We start from the raw sequence: 18,973 nt of genomic DNA, 5'->3' as shown, positions 1-18,973 counted from the left end.
AGCAGGATGAAGGGAAGATTCCTACCATATATAATGCTGCTGACAGGGACTTTTTTTGCCCTGACGGTGCTGTTCGCGGGCTCTCCTGCCGCGCAGGCAGCGGGGCTTTTTGAGAAAAAGCAGGCAGGACCGTCGATTTTTATCGGCGAGGTCCAGAGCTATGGGGATTATGAGCTCAAGGCCGACGCCTGCGCGACCTTTGTCGACAAGCTGTCCGAAGCACTGCAGAAACAAGGCTTCGGGGTCAGCGGCCGCGCCGACCTCACGAACGAGGCCGGACGCCATGATGCCATCGGCACGGGCGGTGAGGCCGGGAAGCTTTCGGAAATCCACATGGACGCCATCGTGCACGGCCATCAGTTTGACCGCGGCTACACGGCGGCGAAACTCGCGCATTACGCCGATGCGGCGATGGGCAGGGCCTACTTTCATCAGGAGGACCGCATTGCTGCGTGGAAAAAGAGCACGGCGCCGTACCGTCTTTCACCGGCTGAGCAGCAGGAAGCCGCACGCATCGGTCATAAATATCAGGCCGGCTATTTGCTCTTCGTGAACCTTAAGGATTTTGATGTGCGCCTCAAGCACAGCATATTTGCCACGCATACGGAACGCGAGACGAAGGGCAAGAAACTCAGTGCCTCGCTTGATTATTATCTCATCAATGCGCAGACGGGCAAAACGTATGAAGGTCATGTCGAGAACAGGAAGACGGCACAGATGGTCAATTTTGGTCTCGGCAAGACGGGCAAGGGCATGGACGTCGATACGCTTTTAGGCGAGGTCATGGAGACATCGGCCAGGGATGTGGCCAGTGACATCAAGAAGCATGGCTTCCGTGAGGTTGAGGTGAAGGGAAATGAACAGGCGTCGTTCACGCATTGAATTCCATAAAAAATGCATTTCGTTTTGGGCGCTGCTGCTGTTTTTGCCGCTGCTGTCCTTTGCCTTCGGGCTGCTGCCCGCCCATGCAGAAGCCGCGAAACCGAGCGTGGCGGTCGTCGGCTTTGCGAGCCGCGTCCAGAAAACGGATATCACCCTGACGGATCTCAAGGACCCGCAGGAAATCAATCGCATCCTCGATGCGGCCCGCGTGGAGCTGACGGCAGAGCTCGCGGATAATGAGGCATTTGACCTCTACGATTTCAGTGAGGAAGCCACGAAGGCCCGTTATGATGAAAGTGCGTACATCGATGCTTTGGGGGAAGGCCGCATCGTGCCGGAGCTCTCGGGCAGGACGGATTATCTCGTCTTCGGCTATCTGACGACACTCGGAAATGTCAAGGCCCAGAGCGGCGCGCTCGGTCTTTCAGGCAAAGATAAGACCGTCTACGCGGAGCTTTCGCTGCGCGTCATGGACACGCATACGGGCAAAATCGTCTTTGTGACTAAGGCGGATTCGCGGCGCAAGGCCGAGCTTTCCTATCATGCCGTCTGGCAGCGTCATGACAGCGGCGAGGAAGATGCCATCGCTTCAGCGGTGAGCGACGCTGCCGTCAATCTGGCCGACCAGTTCAAGAAGGCCATGTGAGTTTTGGGAGAGACGAGGGGAAGAAATGAGACTTACAAAAAGTACGGGCATCAAGGCGCTGGCACTTGGCTGCCTGCTGTCTTTGGGGATGCCACTGGCCGGCGCGGAAGCGGCCGGCAATATCTGGATGGACGAAAGTGCCGAGGTGCAGGCCAAGGATTTCAAGAAAGTCGTGCTGTTTCCGCTGCGCTATCTGCAGGCTCCTGACGGCAAGGTGGATGAATTTCAGGGCTATAATGCGGCTTTGGCCAAACGCATCCACAAGCGCATCAAGCGCACGAACTTCATGAATTTTGAGGACCCTGGCGATGCAAAGGCCGCGGACAAGAAAAGGGAAAAGCGGGAAATCCTGCGTATGGATCCAGCTTACAACGAGCTGCTGCGCCATTTTGACAGTGAGAAAGACAGGGCCAAAGCCGTCTACGATACGACGGGGGCCGAGGGCTATCTGCTGCCGCATATCCGCTACGAGCAGGAACGCGTCGACCACTCGCCGGCGACCTGGACGACCGTGAAGATGGAAACGTATTACAATATCGAAAACGGCCCGAGCGGCGACAAGTCGAAATGCAATTATCAAAGCTGGTACGCAAGCCACATGATTCCGGCGCATGATTCGACGCTGCAGATGCTCGACATGGATTTTCGCCTCTACGATGCAGCGACGGGCAAAGAGGCCATGACGCTCATCGACTATTACCGCAATTACGAGGTCGACCAGTGGCATGCCTTTGAGCAGATTGCCAAGAATTTCACCGGTGACTGGAACAGGCTGAAGAAAGACCATGACCAGAATGTGCCTGCAGGCGCGCCGACTATGGGCTTCCGCAATCTCGAGCTTCCCTATGCGGCCAGTCAGGATGAATTTGCCATCAAGACGATTTATTATGCGTATAAAGATGAAGCCGGCGATGATTTGAAGCGCGTCAAGGTTGATTATGCGCCGAATGGCGGCCGCTACTATGTAACGGGTGCCATCACGGACTATGCGCGCGGCGAGACATGGAACCCGCCGTATGCTGATACAAGCGTCACCGACTATAATACGGAAAAATTCAAGTGGCGCGATGACAAGGGCAATGAGCATGAGGGGCAGCGTGTCTACTACAAGACCCTTATAAGCGACCATTATGGCTATTATTCCTTCTGGTACCGCACGGCTGCGGACCTTTCGCTCATCGATTCGCGCACGGGAAATGTCGTCCTCTCGCGCCATCTTGAAGCCGAAGACCCGGACCGCTATGCCAACGCTCTGCGCAAGATGTTCAAGAGCTTTTACAAAGATGTCGACAAGGCCATCGGCGTGGCCAATTCATAAAAAACAAAAGTCTTTTCCTCAGGGAGAAGGCTTTTTATTTTTGACAAAAAATGAGCTCGGGAAGGAAAATCCTCTTGCAATAAGTCAAAAAAACAAATATAATAAAATCAATAATAGTCAAATAGTCAATTAGTTTAAACGAAGGTGATTATCTTGAGTAATATTGCAGATCTTATTGAAGCATACATCCTGCGCCAGCTCGCAGCCAAACAGGATGGCAAGGTGGAGCTGCGCCGTACGGATATCGCCGACGAGATATCGTGTGCGCCGTCCCAGATCAGTTATGTTTTGTCAACGCGCTTTACGCCTGCCAAGGGCTTTGTCGTGGAATCGCGCCGCGGTCTTGGCGGCTACATCCGCATCGTGCAGGTGCCGCTCAAAAATCTCGTCTATCAGGACATGATGGATAAGATTAATGAAGACACGGAGTATCAGACGGTGCAGTCCATGGTCCATTATCTTTTGCAGCACGCGATGATCACGAACCGCGAGGCGGCGCTGATGATGCAGGTCGTATCGTCTGTCTTTGAGTCGGAAGGGATGTCCGCGAAGGAACGCGTGCATCTCTTGAAATCCATGCTGATGACGGTGGAGAATTTCTCGTAGGACCGCCGGCTGCCATGCGGCCGGCTGACGGGAAAACGCAGAGAAGAGTAGAATATAATAAGGAGAATTATCATGTTGTGTGATGACTGCGGCCGCAATCGGGCGGTCGTCCATATTACCCAGATCGGGCCGGATGGCAAGATCGAGAAGAATCTCTGTGAGAAATGCGCGGCGAAATACGGTGAATTCCTCATGGAGAACCAGAAACATCGCAATGTGTCGATGAATGACTTTTTAAAGGGCGTGTTCAGTGCGCCGACGAAGGATGATGCAAGGCATCAGGAAGAGCAGATGACCGAGCTCGTCTGCCCGAACTGCGGCATGAGCTACCGCGATTTTCAGCAGACGGGCAAAATCGGCTGCTCGGTCTGCTACGCGACGTTCCGCCGTCAGCTTGAGCCGCTTTTGCGCCGCATTCACGGTTCGAGCACGCACAGCGGCAAGATTCCGCACCGCACGGGCGGCACGCTTGCGGCCAAGCATACGATTGAAAAGATGCGCAGGACGCTGCAGGAATGCGTGGCACAGGAAGAATACGAAAAAGCTGCGGAACTGCGCGACAAGATCCGCCTCTTAGAGAAAGAACTGGAAGAAAAGGAAGGGGGCGCAGAGTATGGCAGTAAATGAACTTTTGCGCAGCAGCCGCCTCTCGTGGCTGGCCGCCGGCGGCAAAGAGAGTGATGTCGTGCTCTCAAGCCGCATCCGCCTCGCGCGCAATTTCCGCGAGATTCCCTTCCCGAACCGCGCGGATTTCAACCAGCTCGCCGAGGTGCGGCTGCAGGCCGAAAAACTGCTGCCGGGCATTGCCGCAGACCTCGGGCAGGAATTTGACCTCTTAGACCTCGAGCGTCTCACGCCGCTGCAGCGCGATGTCCTCATCGAAAAGCAGCTCATCAGCCGCAATTTCGTCCAGAATCCGCAGCACCGCATCGCCTTTATCACAGCGGACCGCGCGACGAGCATCATGGTCAATGAGGAGGACCATCTGCGCATCCAGTGCATGGCCTCGGGGCTTGACCTCGATACGCCGTTTGCGCGTGCTTCGCATATCGACGATATGGTCGAATCGCAGGTCGACATTGCCTTTGATGAAAAGATGGGCTACCTGACCTCATGTCCGACAAATCTCGGCACGGGCCTCAGGGCTTCGGTCCTTCTGCATCTGCCGGGCCTCGTCTTTACGCGCAACATCCAGAGCATCATGAACATCTCGCCGCAGCTCGGCCTTGCCATCCGCAGTGTCTACGGCGACGAGACAGAGAGCGTCGGCAATTTGTTCCAGATCTCGAATCAGCTGACCCTGGGCTTCTCGGAAGCCGAGATCATCGAGAATCTCAAGACGGCCGTCATGGAAATCGTCTCGCATGAGCGTCAGGCGCGCAAGGCCCTCGCCTTATATATGAAGGAAAGACTCGAAGATGAGGTTTGGCGTGCCTATGGTACGCTGCGCTATGCAAGGCTGCTGTCGGAAAAAGAAGTGCTCGAACTTCTTTCGAAGGTGCGCCTGGGCATCGACCTCAAGCTTATCAACGAGGTATCCGCGGACTGCTTTGCCGAAATCCTCATCGGCAGCCGCACAAGCTATCTGCAGAACCTCGCCGAAAATGAAAATTTATCCAAGAATGAAATAGACAGGCTGCGGGCACAGCATGTGCGGAGTGCTCTGCTGACCTATGCCCGGAGCCAGGAGGTTCCAAAATGAACTATCGGAATCACTTTACGAGCCGTGCCATCAAGGCCATTGAGTTTGCTCAATACGCCTCGCACGAGCTCGAACAGGATTATATCGGCACGGAGCACATCCTCTTAGGCCTGCTGCATGAAAACGGCAGCGTGGCACAGGCGGCCATGGAGGCCGTCGGACTGCGCTTTGACGATGTCATGCAGCGCGTCGAGTCCATGGTCTCGGGGGAAGTCGAGTATCCTGCCGACAATCCTTACTATACACCGCGTGCGAAGCGCGTCATGGAGGGGGCTGTCGAAGAAGCACAGACCCTCGGCCACAATTATATCGGTACGGAGCACATCCTGCTGTCCCTGCTCGAGGAATCCGAGGGCGCGGCGGCGGAACTGCTCGAAGGCATGGGCGTTGACATCGATGCCCTGCAGAACGAGGTCCTCGACCGCATCGACCATCCGCATCCGGCAGACGACGGTCCCGAGCCCTCGCGCGCGGAAAAGATGAAAGCCCGCCAGGCGGGCCAGCTCCTCAAAAAATACGGCCGCAACCTCAATGAGATGGCCAAGGAGGACCGCATGGACCCCGTCATCGGGCGTGAAAAAGAAATCCAGCGCGTCATCCAGATTCTCTCGCGGCGTACGAAAAACAATCCAATCCTTCTAGGCGAACCGGGCGTCGGCAAGACGGCCATCGCCGAGGGCCTCGCAGAGCGCATTGTCGAGGGCTCCGTGCCTTACATGCTGCAGGACAAGAAGGTCGTTTCGCTGTCTCTTGCCTCGCTTGTGGCCGGTGCAAAATACCGCGGCGAGTTCGAGGAACGCCTCAAGGGCCTCATCGACGAGGTGCGCCAGGACGGCAATACCATCCTGTTCATCGATGAGATGCACACGCTCGTCGGGGCCGGTGCCGCAGAAGGCGCGCTCGATGCCGCAAACATCCTGAAGCCGGCACTCTCGCGCGGCGAAATCCAGATCATCGGTGCGACGACACTCGACGAGTACAAAAAGCATCTTGAAAAAGACGCGGCCCTGTCACGCCGTTTCCAAACTATTATGGTCGAGGAACCGAGTATCGAAGATGCCAAGAAAATCCTTCTTGGACTGCGCCCGAAATACGAGGACTTCCACTGTGCGCATATCACAGATGAAGCCGTTGAGGCGGCCGTGCGCCTCTCGCACCGCTACATCACGGACCGCTTTTTGCCCGATAAGGCCATCGACCTCATGGATGAAGCGGCTTCGAAGGTGCGCATGAAACAGGTCGCGCAGCCTGAAAAGCTGCAGGAAATCCGCTCGCGCCTCGAAAAACTCGGCGTCGAGAAGGAAGCTGCGATTTCGGCACAGGATTACGAGCGCGCGGCAGGCATCCGCGACAAGGAGCAGAAGACCAAGGAAGAGCTCGAGGAAGCCAAGCGCAGATTCGAAAAGCGCGGCAAGAGCCGCATCACAGTCACGGCCGACGATATCGCCGATGTCGTGGCTCTCTGGACGGGCGTGCCCGTGCGGCAGATTGCGGCCAAAGAGTCCGACCGCCTGCTCCATATGGAACGCATCCTCACGCGCCGCGTGGTCGGCCAGCAGGAAGCCGTCGAGGCCGTCAGCAAGGCCATCCGCCGCGCCCGCGCCGGACTCAAGGACCCGAAGCGCCCGATTGGCTCGTTCCTGTTTCTCGGCCCGACCGGCGTCGGCAAGACGGAGCTCGCGAAAGCCCTGTCGGAAGCCCTCTTCGGCACAGAGGATGCCATCATCCGCTTCGATATGTCGGAGTACATGGAAAAATATGCCGTCTCGCGCATGGTCGGCGCGCCTCCGGGCTATGTCGGCTACGAAGAGGGCGGCCAGCTCACGGACGCCGTGCGCCGCAAACCGTACTCCATCATCCTGCTCGACGAGATCGAAAAGGCGCATCCGGACGTCTTCAACGTGCTGCTGCAGGTATTAGACGACGGCCGCCTGACGGATGGCAAGGGCCGCACGGTCGATTTCCGCAACACCGTCATCATCATGACGAGCAACGCGGGGGCAAATCTTCTGCGCAGACAGAGCACTTCGCTGGGGTTTGCCGCACATACTACGGAAGCCGAGGAAGAGAAAGAAGCAGAGGAGTCCGCAAAGAAGCGCGTGCTCGGCGAAGTGCGCCACATCTTCAAGCCCGAATTCCTCAACCGCATCGACGAGCTCATCGTTTTCCATCCGCTCGGCCGCACGGAGCTCTCGAAAATCATCGACATCCTGCTGCGCGATGTGCGTGAGCGCCTTGCCGAAAAGAATATCCGCCTCGAGGTCAGCCCTGCCGCGAAGAATATGCTCGTCGACAAGGGCACAGACTTCAAGTACGGTGCAAGACCTCTGAAACGTGCCATCCAGAAACTCATCGAGGATGAGATTGCCGAGCATCTGCTCGCGCGCGATTTCAAGGCCGGCGATACGGTTCAGGTGCGCAAGAACGGCGATAAGCTCGATTTTGTGCGCAAAGACCCGGTCAAGAAAGAAGCCGCTGAGACTGAACAAAAGCCGGCGGAGGCTTTGAGTCATGCGGAAAAATAAGCTGCGTCCGGAAGGATTTTGGGCACAGCTGCAGAATTTCATCATAAATGGCCTATGGTCCATCGTCTGGTTAGGGCGGTGGACCATACGTCTGCTCAGGAAATTTCTGCAGCGTTCTGAGTGATATCGTATTTATATAGAAGGAAAATCTTAGGAGGTGGCTGTCTTGCCGAAAAAGAAAAAGACCGTCTACGTCTGTCAGGAATGCGGCTACGATACCCCAAAGTGGATGGGCCGCTGCCCGTCCTGCGGCGCGTGGAATACACTCGTCGAAGAGACGGTGGCGCCGGAGGCGGATAAGGGCGGTCTGCGCCTCGGCCTTTCTGATGCACAGAAGCCAAAGCCAATCGCAGAAGTTGAAATCGAAGATATGCCGCGCTTTCTGACGGGCTCGGGCGAGCTCGACCGCGTTTTGGGCGGCGGCATTATCCCAGGCTCGATGGTGCTGATTGTCGGTGACCCGGGCGTCGGCAAGTCGAGCCTGACATTGCGCGTCTGCGCCGATGTCGCACGCGGCGGCCGCAGGGTCCTTTATGTGACGGGCGAGGAGAGCACGCGGCAGGTCCGCATGCGCGCCGACCGCCTGCACGCCCTTGCCGACAGTCTGCTCGTTGTCAGCGAGACAAATCTCGAGACCATCGAGACGCATGTGGCCAATGTCAAGCCGGACCTTCTCGTCATCGACTCGATTCAGACGATTTTCAAGCCCGATGTACAGAGCGCGCCCGGCAGCGTCTCGCAGGTCAGGGAGTGTGCTGTTGATTTGCTGCGCATCGCGAAGCAGAACGGCATCGCCGCGTTTGTCATCGGCCATGTAACGAAGGATGGTACTTTGGCCGGCCCGCGCGTCCTCGAGCATATCGTCGATACCGTGCTCTATTTTGAGGGGGAGCGCAATGCGGAATACCGTGTGCTGCGCGCCGTCAAAAACCGCTTCGGCAGCACGAATGAACTCGGACTCTTTGAGATGCGCGATGTCGGCCTCGTCGACGTGCCCGACGCCTCAAAATTATTTCTGTCGGACCGCGAGCAGGATTCGGGCACGGTCATCATCCCGACGGTTGAGGGCACGCGGCCGCTGCTCGTCGAGCTGCAGGCCCTTGTCGCACCAACGCCCTATGTGCCGCCAAGGCGCACGGCGGATTCCGTCGACATCAAGCGCATCCAGCTCCTTCTGGCCGTGCTCGAAAAGCGCGTGCACCTTTCAATCGGTGCCTGCGATGTCTACGTTAAAGTCGCCGGCGGCATCCGCATCGATGAGCCGGCAGCAGACCTCGGCATCTGCGTGGCCATGGCCTCGAGTTTTGCGAACCGCCTGCTGCGCCCAAAGACCATCGTCTTTGGCGAAGTCGGACTCTCCGGCGAGGTCCGCGCCGTCAGTCAGGCCGACCTGCGCGTCAACGAGGCAAAGCGCCTCGGCTTTACGCACGTCGTGCTGCCGATGAAGAATTACCGCCAGCTGCAGGAAAATGACAGCACAAGGGGCATCACGCTTTACGGCGCCGAGACCATCGGCGATGCGCTGCGGCTTGCGATGCCGCGCACTTAAGAACCTGAGACAGAAATATCCTGGAAATATCCCATGGATGCCAGAAAGCGCGTTCCATGTTATAATGGGAATGTAATTTCTGGAAGAGAAAGGATGATTCTGTGAAACTCCTGCACAGTCTTCATAAAAAAATAACAGCCCTGCTGCTCGCTTCTGTACTGGTCCTGCCGCTGCTTTTTTTGCAGTCTGCACCGGCCCTTGCGGAAGGTGAGGCGGGCGCGGATGCACCTGCCGTCAAGGCCGAAGCCGCCATCCTCATCGACGCGGACACGGGCCGCGTGCTCTGGTCGAAAAACGGCGAAGAGCGCCATTATCCAGCGAGCATGACGAAGATGATGACGTGCCTTCTTGGCATCAGCCTGCTGCCGCCCGATGCGAAAATCACGATTTCTGAGAATGCCGCGAACACGGAGGATACGCCGCTGCACATCGCGAAAGGCGATGTCATCACCGCAGAAGAACTCCTGCGCGGCATGATGATGATGTCGGACAACGGCGCGGCCGTGGCCGTTGCCGAACAGATTGACGGCAGCACCGCACTGTTTGCGGACCGCATGAACGAAAAAGCCAAAGAACTCGGCATGAACGACACGCATTTTGCCAATCCGAACGGACTGACGGACCCGAATCATTACTCGACGCCGCACGATATGGCGCGCCTCGCGCAGTACGGCATGAAAAATCCGGTCTTCCGCGACTTTGTGCGCCAGAAGGAACTGCAGATTACGTGGCTTTCCCCGTCGGGCAAGACGCTTTTAGCCGAGAACACCAATGAACTGCTCGGCAATTACGAGGGCATCACGGGCATCAAGACGGGCTGGACCAAGGCTGCTGGCGGCTGCCTCGCGGCTTCGGCCGAACGCGGCGGCGTGCACCTCATCGCCGTGCTCATGAAAGCGCCGACCGAAGAGGACCGCTTCCCCGATATGCGCAAAATTCTCGACTATGGCTTTGCCAACGTCACGCTTGTGAACGGCCCGACGACGAAGGATGCTTCGCGCCATGTCTGGGTCAAGAACAGCGTCAATTCGCGCGTGCGCGTGCGGCCGGTGACGGATATCGATTTCCCTGTGCTGCCGGGCGAGGATGCGAAGAAATTCAGCGTTCGCTACGAGGTGCCGAAAGTCCTCAACGGTCCGCTCTCTGCCGGTCAGGTCGTCGGCCATGCCGTCATCTCGTATGACGGTGAGGACGTCGGCAGCGTTGACATGGCCTCGGATGCCGCACCTGAGGGCTTTGGTCTCGGTTCGTGGCTCGTCGGCCTCTTCGAGACACCGCTCAGCTGGTTCTGACCAAGCTGAAAATTGACAGAGAAAATCAGGATATGATATAATAGGCACGTTCATTTGAGCGGATGTGGCGGAATTGGCAGACGCGCTGGATTTAGGATCCAGTGCCGCGAGGCGTATGGGTTCGAGCCCCTTCATCCGCACCAGACATACCGACAGGCAGCATCCACGATGCTGCCTGTTTTCTATTGGGGAGGTTTTCATGAATATCACACATCTGCTGGGCAGGCTCTCATCGTTCCAGATTATCGTGCTGAGCTTTGCCCTGCTGATTGGCTGTGGGGCCCTGCTCCTGATGACGCCTTTGGCCACGCAGAGCGGTCAGGGAGCAACGCCGATGGCTGCCCTTTTTACTGCGGTTTCCGCTTCCTGCGTGACAGGGCTCACGGTCGTCGATACGGCGTCGTACTGGTCGCTTTTTGGGCAGTGCGTCATTCTGCTGCTCATCCAGATTGGCGGCCTCGGCGTTGTGACGATGGCCGTGGCCATCACAGTGGGCACGGGGCGGCACGTGAGTCTCATGCAGCGCAGTACGATGCAGGATGCCATCTCGGCCACGCAGGTGGGCGGCATCGTGCGCCTTTTGCGCTTCATCCTGAAGTTCACGGCCGGCGTGGAACTTCTCGGCGCGCTGCTCCTGATGCCGGTCTTTGTCAAAGATTACGGCTGGGCACAGGGCATCTGGATGGCATTTTTCCATGCGATTTCGGCGTTCTGCAATGCGGGGTTTGATATCATGGGCACGCGCGGCGGCGGTTCGCTCATGGCGTATGCGGCAGACCCCTTAGTGAATCTCACAATTATGGGGCTTATCGTCGCGGGTGGGCTTGGCTTTTTAACTTGGGCTGACCTTTCGGTCAACCATTTTCATTGGCGGAAATGGAGCCTGCAGACGCGCATCATCATGGGGATGACCATCGTGCTCATCTTCGTGCCGGCCGTGATTTTCTACACGCAGGAGACGATGGGCAGCAGCGCGGGCATGCATTTCTGGCAGTCGCTCTTTCAGTCGGTCACGACGCGTACGGCAGGGTTCAACACCATGGATATCGAAGACCTCAGCGAGGGCAGCCGCTGCATCATGATTATCCTGATGCTCACGGGCGGCGCGCCGGGGTCCACGGCAGGCGGCATCAAGACGACGACAGCCTTTGCGCTTTTTATGGCCATGCTGGCCGTGCTGCGCATGCGCGATGATGTCGAATGCAGTGCGCGCCGCATTCCGACGGAAACGGTCCGTCAGGCTTTGGCCATCTTCCTGATGTATTTGTTCCTGTTCTTCGGCACGAGCATCTGCATCGGCTTTCTCGACCATGTTTCGATGTTCGATGCGATGGTCGAAGTTTCCTCGGCGCTCGGCACGGTGGGCCTCTCGATTGGCCTGACTGAAAATCTCTGCCCGTTCTCGAAGTGCCTGCTGATGTTTTTGATGTATTTCGGCCGTGTCGGTGCCCTGACGATGATTTACGCGCTGCACAGACGCCGCAAAGCCGCGCCGTGCCGGCTGCCCGTCGGCAAGATCACGGTGGGCTGATTTTTCTCATGAGGTGAAAAGATGAAATCCATATTGCTCATAGGCCTTGGCCGCTATGGCCGCCATGTTGCGCGCAAGCTGCACGCCATGCACCACGAGATCATGGCCGTCGACAAGAATGAAGAACTCGTCAATCAGGTGCTGCCGTATACGAACAGCGCCCTGATTGCGGACAGCACGGACCCGCATTTTCTGGAATCCCTCGGCGTGCGCGATTTTGACGTCTGCATCGTGGCCATCGGCGACGATTTCCAGAGTTCCCTGGAGACGACGCTGCAGCTGCATGAGCTCGGGGCCAAATACGTCGTCGCACGCGCTTCGAGCAGCATCCAGGAGAAATTCCTGCTGCGCAACGGTGCCGATGAAGTCGTTTACCCCGAAAAGCAGCTGGCCCTCTGGACGGCCATACGCTGCGGCTCCGACCATCTGCTCGATTACTTTGAACTCAGCCCGAGTTATGCCATTTACGAGATTGCCATGCCTAAGAAATGGGCAGAGCACACGGTCGGGGAGCTCGACATCCGCCGCGTCTATCACGTCAACGTTCTGGGCGTACGCTCGTCTGGGCGTCTGCACGTGGACGTCACGCCGCAGACGGCCCTGAAAACGGAAGATTCCGTCCTGATCCTCGGTTCGAGAGAGTCTCTGGGCAAACTCACCGCGCTTTGAGCCATGGGAGACTGAAGATTTTTGAGAAAGGATACGGTGATATGGCTATGGAAACAAAACGCTTATTCGATGAAGATGTCATGCAGAAGAGCTGCACGGCTGAGGTCTTAAACTGTGAATCGTACAAGGACGGTTATGCTATTGTACTCGACCAGACCGTCTTTTTCCCTGAGGGCGGCGGGCAATTAAGCGACACGGGCACACTGTCCGTTGGGGAAAAGAAAATCAGGGTCCTGCACGTTCATGAAAAGAACGGCTGCGTCTTCCACGAGACAAAAGAGCCGCTTGAAATCGGCGCGCAAGTCACGGCCGAGCTCGACTGGACCGTGCGCTTTGACCACATGCAGCAGCACTGCGGCGAACACATGCTGTCGTATGCGTTTTTCAAACTCTTTGGCGCGCACAATGTCGGCTTCCATATGACGGCGGACATGGTCGGCATTGACCTCGACAAGGAAATGACATGGGAGCAGGCTTTGCAGGCCGAGCGCTTCACGAACCGCCAGATTCAGGAGGACCATGCAATTGCGACGAAGCTCGTGCCGGCCGAAGAAGCGGCAACGATGCATCTGCGCAAATTCAACGATAAACTCACGGGGATGCTGCGCATCGTCTCGGTCGAGGGCAGTGACTCGTGCACCTGCTGCGGCACGCATCCGACTTCGAGCGGCATGGTCGGCCTCGTCAAAATTTTCAAGGTCGAGAAGCACAAAGAGGGTTCGCGCATCAGCTTCCTCTGCGGCCGCGAAGCCCTTGAGCGCGTTGAAAGCTATATGCTGGCAGCCCTTGAAGCCTCGAATCTGCTCTCCATCAAGGAGACGGACCTTCCGGAAGGCGTGGCGCGACTGCAGCAGGAGAAAAAGGAAATCGGCGAACGCCTGACAGAGTGCACGGGCAAACTCCTCGATTACCGTCTCGCCGAAATGCAGCAGCATCCCGAAACGACGCAAAGCGGCGCGAAAAAATTTGTCTTTACGGAAGCGGATATGACGCCGAAGGAAGCCAAGGCCCTGATGAAGCGCCTCGGCGAAATTCCTGAGGCCTTTGCCGCCATTTTCTACCGCAGCGGCGAACGCATCAATTACATGTTCGCATTGTCGGAAGGCTGCGATGTGAACTGCCAGCAGGTCATCCGCACGGTCAATGAAGCTTTCGGCGGCCGCGGCGGCGGACGCCCGAATTCGTGTCAGGGCAGCGGCGCTTATGAGGAAAATTGGCAGGAAAAGGCCAAGAACTTGATGGCGGGCATCTGAGCATAAGATCAAAACGTAAAAAAGCAAAAAGCACAAAAAAGGAGATACCCGCAAAACTGCGGATATCTCCTTTTTATTGCTGTGTTTTTGTTTTTAATCAGGCGAAGTAGTTCTGGCCGTTCTTCTGGGCCTCGTACGTCGCGATGCGCTTCTTGATGAACTGCGTGTCGATGTTGCCCGTGCGGAAGTAGCTGTCGCTCAGAATCTTCTGGTGCAGGGAAATCGTCGTCTTGACGCCGTCGATGCGGAATTCCTTGAGTGCGCGCTGCATGATCTTGATGGCGTCGCCGCGTGTGCGGCCATGGACGATGAGCTTGGCGATCATCGAATCGTAGTACGGCTCAATCGAGAGACCTGCCGTGACGCCCGAATCGAAGCGGACACGCGGGCCGCTCGGCTCGTGCAGGAACGTGATCTGGCCCGGCGACGGCATGAAGTTGTTGTCCGGGTCCTCGGCGTTGATGCGGCACTCGATGGCATGGCCCTGGAAGTGGACGTCGGCCTGCGTGATGTCGAGCGGCTCGCCGGCAGCGATGCGGATCTGCGTGCGCACGATGTCGATGCCCGTGACTTCTTCCGTGACACCGTGTTCGACCTGGATGCGCGGATTGATTTCCATGAAGTAGAACTGGTTGTCCGTGAGGTCTAAGAGGAACTCGACCGTGCCAACGTTGGAGTAGTGGACGCTCTTAGCTGCCTTGACGGCCAGTGTGCCCACGCGCTTGCGCATTTCGTGCGTCAGGGCAATCGACGGCGATTCCTCGAGGAGTTTCTGGTTGCGGCGCTGGATGGAGCACTCGCGCTCGCCGAGGTGGATGACTTCGCCGTAGTTATCGGCGACAATCTGTACTTCGATGTGGCGCGAACGCTCGATGTAGTGCTCGAAGTAATAATTGATTTTCTTGAGGTCAACGAGGTTGTCGAGGATGTTCTTGAGGTCGTCTTCGTTATGAGCGACATACATGCCCTTGCCGCCGCCGCCCGACACCGGCTTGAGGATGACCGGATAGCCGACTTCTTTAGCGACCTTCATGGCTTCCTTGTTGTTCTTGAGCGGCTCGCTGCCTTTGGCCATCGGGATGCCGGACGGCATCATCGAAGCGCGGGCCACGTCCTTGTCGCCGACGAGGCGGATGGTCTCCGGCATCGGTCCAATCCACGTGATGCCATGCTGCGTGACCTGCTCGGCAAAGTCAGCATCCTCGGAGAGGAAGCCGTAGCCTGGATGGATGGCATCGGCGCCCGTCTCGAGCGCAGCGCGCAGGATGGAGTCCTTATTGAGGTAGCTGTCCGTGGCATCGGCACCGCCGACGAGTACGGCATGGTCGGCCAGCTGCACGTGTAGGGCATTCTCGTCTGCCTCAGAGTAGATGGCGACGGTCTCGATGTCGAGTTCCTCGCAGGCGCGGATGATGCGTACAGCAATCTCGCCGCGGTTGGCGATCAAAACGCGTTTAAACATAGAAATATTCCTCCTGAATCAAAAAGAGTCTGGAATCACTGTCAATAGGCTGTGTCTTGTCAAAATAAATTAGCAGATATTATAACCTGATGCTAATTTTTAATCTGCTTTGATTTTATCACATGCATGCGTGAATTGCAATAATAGCATGACGGTGTAATTTGGAGTATAATGGGAAGTGATTTTTCAGGAACGTGATGTATTATATAGAAGCAATCGAGAAAAAGACAGAAAGGCCGTGAGCATTTGACAGAGATCGTTGCCGAAAAACTCAAGCTGTTGCCGGACAGCCCCGGGGTCTACATCATGAAGAATGACCGCGGGCAGATTATCTACGTCGGCAAGGCCGTGGTCTTGAAGAACCGTGTGCGGCAGTACTTCCAGCAGAACAAGAACCATTCGCCCAAAGTGAAGGCGATGGTCTCGCATATTGCCGATTTTGAGATTATCATGACGCATTCCGAGGTCGAAGCGCTGATTCTCGAGTGCAATCTCATCAAGAAGCACCGGCCGCATTACAATATCAGCCTCAAGGATGACAAGAGCTATCCTTATGTCAAGGTCACGGTCAATGAAGAATATCCGCGCGTTTTTCTCACGCACCGCGTCTTGAAAGACGGCGCGCGCTATTTTGGCCCCTATACCGATGTCACGGCCGTGCACCAGAGTTTAAAACTCCTCCGGAAGCTCTTTCCGCTGCGCACGTGCCGCCATCTGCAGGACCGGCCGTGCCTCGAATACCATATCAAGCGCTGCCTCGCACCGTGCGTCGGCAAGGTCACGAAGGAAGATTACGACGTGATGATTCGCGCCGTGCTGCTTTTTTTGGAGGGGCGCACGGAAGATGTCGAGCGTGAACTCAAGCTGCGCATGGAAAAAGCCGCGGAGCTCTTTCACTTTGAGACGGCCGCACGTCTGCGCGACCAGCTGCGCGCCGTGCAGAAAATCGCGGAGAAGCAGAATATCGTGACGGGCGCCGGCGACCAGGATGCCATCGGCCTCGCGCGTTCGGAAATCGGCGTCTGCGTGCAGATTTTCTTTATCCGCGCCGGCAAGATGATTGGCCGCGAGCATTTTCTGCTGCAGGGCAGTGAGGAAGACAGCGATGCCGATATCCTCGAAGCGTTCCTCTCGCAGTACTATCACCGCGCCGCTTTTGTGCCGCGCGAAATCCTGCTGCCCCTGGACATTGCCGCAGATGAAAAAAAGCTGCTTGAAAATTGGCTGACGGAAAAAAAGAAGGGCATCAAGGTGCAGCTGCTCGTCCCGCAGCGCGGCACGAAGCGCGATATCGTCGCCATGGCCGAGGGCAACGCGGAGAAATATCTTTCGGATGAGGCCGCCCGCATGAAACAGGCCAATGACCAGACAATGGGGGCCGTGCGCGAGCTCGGCAAATATCTCGGGCTCAAAAAGCCGCCGTACCGCATGGAATGTTTCGATATCTCACATATTCAGGGCTCGGAGACCGTCGCTTCGATGGTCGTCTTCGAGGGCGGCCTGCCGAAGAAGTCGGACTACCGCCGCTTCAAGATTCACAGTACGGAGGGCAAGCCCGATGACTTTCTCTCGATGCGCGAGGTTACGGCGCGGCGCTATGTTGGACTGCCCGAGGAGGAACTGCCGGACCTCATCGTCATCGACGGCGGCAAGGGCCAGCTCTCGTCGGCTCTCGAAATCATCCGGCAGGCGGGCGGCCATAAGGATGTGCCGGTCGTGGGGCTAGCCAAGCAGTTCGAGCTCGTCTTCAGGGAAGGGGAGAGCGAACCTGTGGTCCTGCCGCGCCACAGCCAGGCTCTTTATCTCATTGAACGCATCCGCGACGAGGCGCACCGCTTCGCCATCACGTATCACCGCAAACTGCGCGGCAAACGCAATCTCGTCTCGGTACTCGACCATATCGTCGGCATCGGCCCGAAGCGCCGTCAGGCCCTGCGCACGCACTTCGGCACCATCGCCCGCATCCGCGAGGCCGATGTCGATGAACTGCTGCAGGCGCCGGGCATGAACCGCCCCGCGGCTGAGGCCGTCTACCACTTTTTCCAGGCACAGCGCGCGCTGCGGTCTGAAACGAAAGGAAAGGAATAATATGAAAATCATAGATCTGCATGTCCACTCACTCGTCTCCGATGGCAGCTACACGCCGCATGACCTCGCTGTCCATGCCAAAGAAGTCGGGCTTTCGGCCTTTGCCCTGACCGACCACGACAATATGGCCGGCAACGCGGAGGCAGCCGCCGCGGCCAAAGAGCAGGGACTTGACTTCATCAATGGCATGGAGCTCACGACGGATTTTGAGGGCCGCAAGCTCCATATCGTCTGCCTCGGTTTTGACCCGGAGCATCCCGCGTTCCAGAAGCTTTACAAGGAAGTCCGCCGCGTCAAGGAGGGCCGGATTCCTGAAATTGTCGACTATGTGCGCGCTAAGGGAATCGACATCTCGATGGACAAGGTCCTGCCGTATGCCTATGGCAAAACGCTCGACCGCTACGCCGTCATGCGCTATCTCGTCTCGCTGCACCTTTACGACCGCGCGCAGCCACTCTGGGATCATTATCTCGACCCGGCCGTAGCACAGCTTGGTCTTGACCAGAATATCCCTGCAGAGGAAGCTTTGCCTGCCATCCATGAAGCCGGCGGCGTCACGTCGCTCGCGCATTTCCATAAGAACATCGGCCTCAAGGGGATTTCGCGCGCAGAGCAGGAACAGGCCATCGCGCGCCTGCATGAACTCGGCCTTGACGGCATGGAGCGCTGGTATCCAAACTACACGCAGGAAGACAGCGATTTTGCTGCCTACATGATTGACAAATACCATCTGCTCATGACGGGCGGCACGGATTTTCACGGTACAAACCGTCCGCAGATTGAGATGGGCCATGGCATTGACAACAATCTCGCGATTCCCTACGACGTTTATGAGAAAGTCATTCTTTCCTGCAAAAAATTTCATAAATAATGAAATCAAGGCAGGAAAACGGCAGGGGTACCGCGAATTTTAAGAGCGTAACAGATTGAGGAGCAGCAGGCATCTGCCTGATAATCAAAATGTTATAGAGAAGACATATTTAAAGGAGGCTTTTTCAATGAAAGTTTGGGTTTGCACGGTTTGTGGCTGGATTTATGATGAGGCAAAGGGTGATCCTGACTACGATCTCGCACCGGGCGTTCCGTTCGAGGACCTGCCGGATGATTTCGTCTGCCCGCTCTGCGGCGTTGGCAAGGACATGTTCGAGGAGCAGCAGTCCTGAGAGTTTCATAGGGAATCCAGCTGCTAAAAGCTGACAATCGAAGAGGAGCCACGGGGTTCCTCTTTTCCTTTGCGGTACTCGCATACATACTATCATGACAGATCGGAATCATGCTATAGGCATAAATGTATGCTAATACTAAAATAAAAAGTATACATGATGCATTGATTTTTTGACGATACTTTGCTATAATTTACACGTAATGAATCATAAATCTGATGCATACTTTGTTGGCATTCCGAAAAGCGGTTTCTGACAAGATGCGCAGAAAGACGCTTTCAAATTAT

The 18,973-nt window shown here is 56.7% G+C and carries 16 protein-coding genes and 1 tRNA gene; 16 read left to right on the top strand and 1 reads right to left on the bottom strand.

The features are described 5' to 3' along the window. Positions 1-6: 6 nt before the first annotated feature. From ACE419_RS01200 to ACE419_RS01140, 13 genes are all read left to right on the top strand, one after another. Entirely contained in the window at positions 7-882 is an 876-nt protein-coding gene (locus tag ACE419_RS01200; protein WP_435720752.1) for a hypothetical protein, read from the top strand. Further along, entirely contained in the window at positions 857-1,528 is a 672-nt protein-coding gene (locus ACE419_RS01195) for a hypothetical protein (protein ID WP_435720751.1), read from the top strand. The genes ACE419_RS01200 and ACE419_RS01195 overlap by 26 nt, the downstream gene beginning before the upstream one ends. Before the next feature lie 25 nt (positions 1,529-1,553). Next, positions 1,554-2,846: a hypothetical protein gene (locus ACE419_RS01190; RefSeq protein ID WP_435720750.1), complete on the top strand. Its 1,293-nt coding sequence runs from the start codon at positions 1,554-1,556 to the stop codon at positions 2,844-2,846. A 153-nt stretch (positions 2,847-2,999) separates the two neighbouring features. Next, complete coding sequence (locus tag ACE419_RS01185; RefSeq protein WP_432646023.1) at positions 3,000-3,452, top strand: CtsR family transcriptional regulator; 453 nt, start codon at positions 3,000-3,002, stop codon at positions 3,450-3,452. Between the two features lie 72 nt (positions 3,453-3,524). Further along, positions 3,525-4,079, top strand: coding sequence for a UvrB/UvrC motif-containing protein (locus ACE419_RS01180; protein ID WP_435720749.1), 555 nt, complete (start codon positions 3,525-3,527; stop codon positions 4,077-4,079). Then, a complete protein-coding gene (locus ACE419_RS01175; RefSeq protein ID WP_435720748.1) occupies positions 4,066-5,154 on the top strand; it encodes a protein arginine kinase in 1,089 nt (362 codons plus the stop codon). Before ACE419_RS01180 ends, ACE419_RS01175 begins: the two co-directional genes overlap by 14 nt. Next, positions 5,151-7,679 (top strand): ATP-dependent Clp protease ATP-binding subunit, encoded by a 2,529-nt coding sequence (locus ACE419_RS01170; RefSeq protein ID WP_435720747.1) that lies wholly within the window; start codon positions 5,151-5,153, stop codon positions 7,677-7,679. Before ACE419_RS01175 ends, ACE419_RS01170 begins: the two co-directional genes overlap by 4 nt. A gap of 166 nt (positions 7,680-7,845) precedes the next feature. Continuing rightward, positions 7,846-9,228 carry a DNA repair protein RadA gene (gene radA / locus ACE419_RS01165; RefSeq protein ID WP_435720746.1) on the top strand — a complete coding sequence of 461 codons (1,383 nt, stop codon included), beginning with the start codon at positions 7,846-7,848 and terminating at the stop codon, positions 9,226-9,228. 101 nt (positions 9,229-9,329) lie between these two features. Beyond that, positions 9,330-10,520: a D-alanyl-D-alanine carboxypeptidase family protein gene (locus tag ACE419_RS01160; RefSeq protein ID WP_435720745.1), complete on the top strand. Its 1,191-nt coding sequence runs from the start codon at positions 9,330-9,332 to the stop codon at positions 10,518-10,520. A 58-nt stretch (positions 10,521-10,578) separates the two neighbouring features. Beyond that, positions 10,579-10,663: transfer RNA gene (locus tag ACE419_RS01155), tRNA-Leu, on the top strand. Between the two features lie 56 nt (positions 10,664-10,719). Next, positions 10,720-12,051 carry a TrkH family potassium uptake protein gene (locus ACE419_RS01150; RefSeq protein ID WP_435720744.1) on the top strand — a complete coding sequence of 444 codons (1,332 nt, stop codon included), beginning with the start codon at positions 10,720-10,722 and terminating at the stop codon, positions 12,049-12,051. A gap of 21 nt (positions 12,052-12,072) precedes the next feature. Beyond that, entirely contained in the window at positions 12,073-12,720 is a 648-nt protein-coding gene (locus tag ACE419_RS01145) for a potassium channel family protein (RefSeq protein WP_435720743.1), read from the top strand. 41 nt (positions 12,721-12,761) lie between these two features. Next, positions 12,762-13,973 carry an alanyl-tRNA editing protein gene (locus ACE419_RS01140; RefSeq protein WP_435720742.1) on the top strand — a complete coding sequence of 404 codons (1,212 nt, stop codon included), beginning with the start codon at positions 12,762-12,764 and terminating at the stop codon, positions 13,971-13,973. A 97-nt stretch (positions 13,974-14,070) separates the two neighbouring features. On the opposite strand, the gene ACE419_RS01135 is transcribed toward ACE419_RS01140, so the two are convergent. Continuing rightward, on the bottom strand, positions 14,071-15,435 hold the full coding sequence (locus tag ACE419_RS01135; protein WP_435720741.1) for an acetyl-CoA carboxylase biotin carboxylase subunit: 1,365 nt from the start codon (positions 15,433-15,435) through the stop codon (positions 14,071-14,073). 246 nt (positions 15,436-15,681) lie between these two features. On the opposite strand from ACE419_RS01135, the gene uvrC reads away from it, so the two are divergent. From uvrC to ACE419_RS01120, 3 genes are all read left to right on the top strand, one after another. Beyond that, positions 15,682-17,523 carry an excinuclease ABC subunit UvrC gene (gene uvrC, locus ACE419_RS01130; protein ID WP_295712370.1) on the top strand — a complete coding sequence of 614 codons (1,842 nt, stop codon included), beginning with the start codon at positions 15,682-15,684 and terminating at the stop codon, positions 17,521-17,523. A 1-nt stretch (position 17,524) separates the two neighbouring features. Further along, the gene (locus ACE419_RS01125; RefSeq protein ID WP_435720740.1) at positions 17,525-18,394 is read left to right on the top strand and encodes a PHP domain-containing protein; all 870 of its coding nucleotides are present in this window, start codon (positions 17,525-17,527) and stop codon (positions 18,392-18,394) included. A gap of 127 nt (positions 18,395-18,521) precedes the next feature. Next, positions 18,522-18,686 carry a rubredoxin gene (locus ACE419_RS01120; protein ID WP_288807824.1) on the top strand — a complete coding sequence of 55 codons (165 nt, stop codon included), beginning with the start codon at positions 18,522-18,524 and terminating at the stop codon, positions 18,684-18,686. The last annotated feature ends 287 nt before the right edge of the window (positions 18,687-18,973 follow it).

Origin of the sequence: Mitsuokella apri, assembly GCF_047974105.1 — a bacterium.
Taxonomy (GTDB): domain Bacteria; phylum Bacillota; class Negativicutes; order Selenomonadales; family Selenomonadaceae; genus Mitsuokella.
Note: the sequence above shows the minus strand (reverse complement) of the source record. Positions and strands in the feature narration are given on the sequence as shown.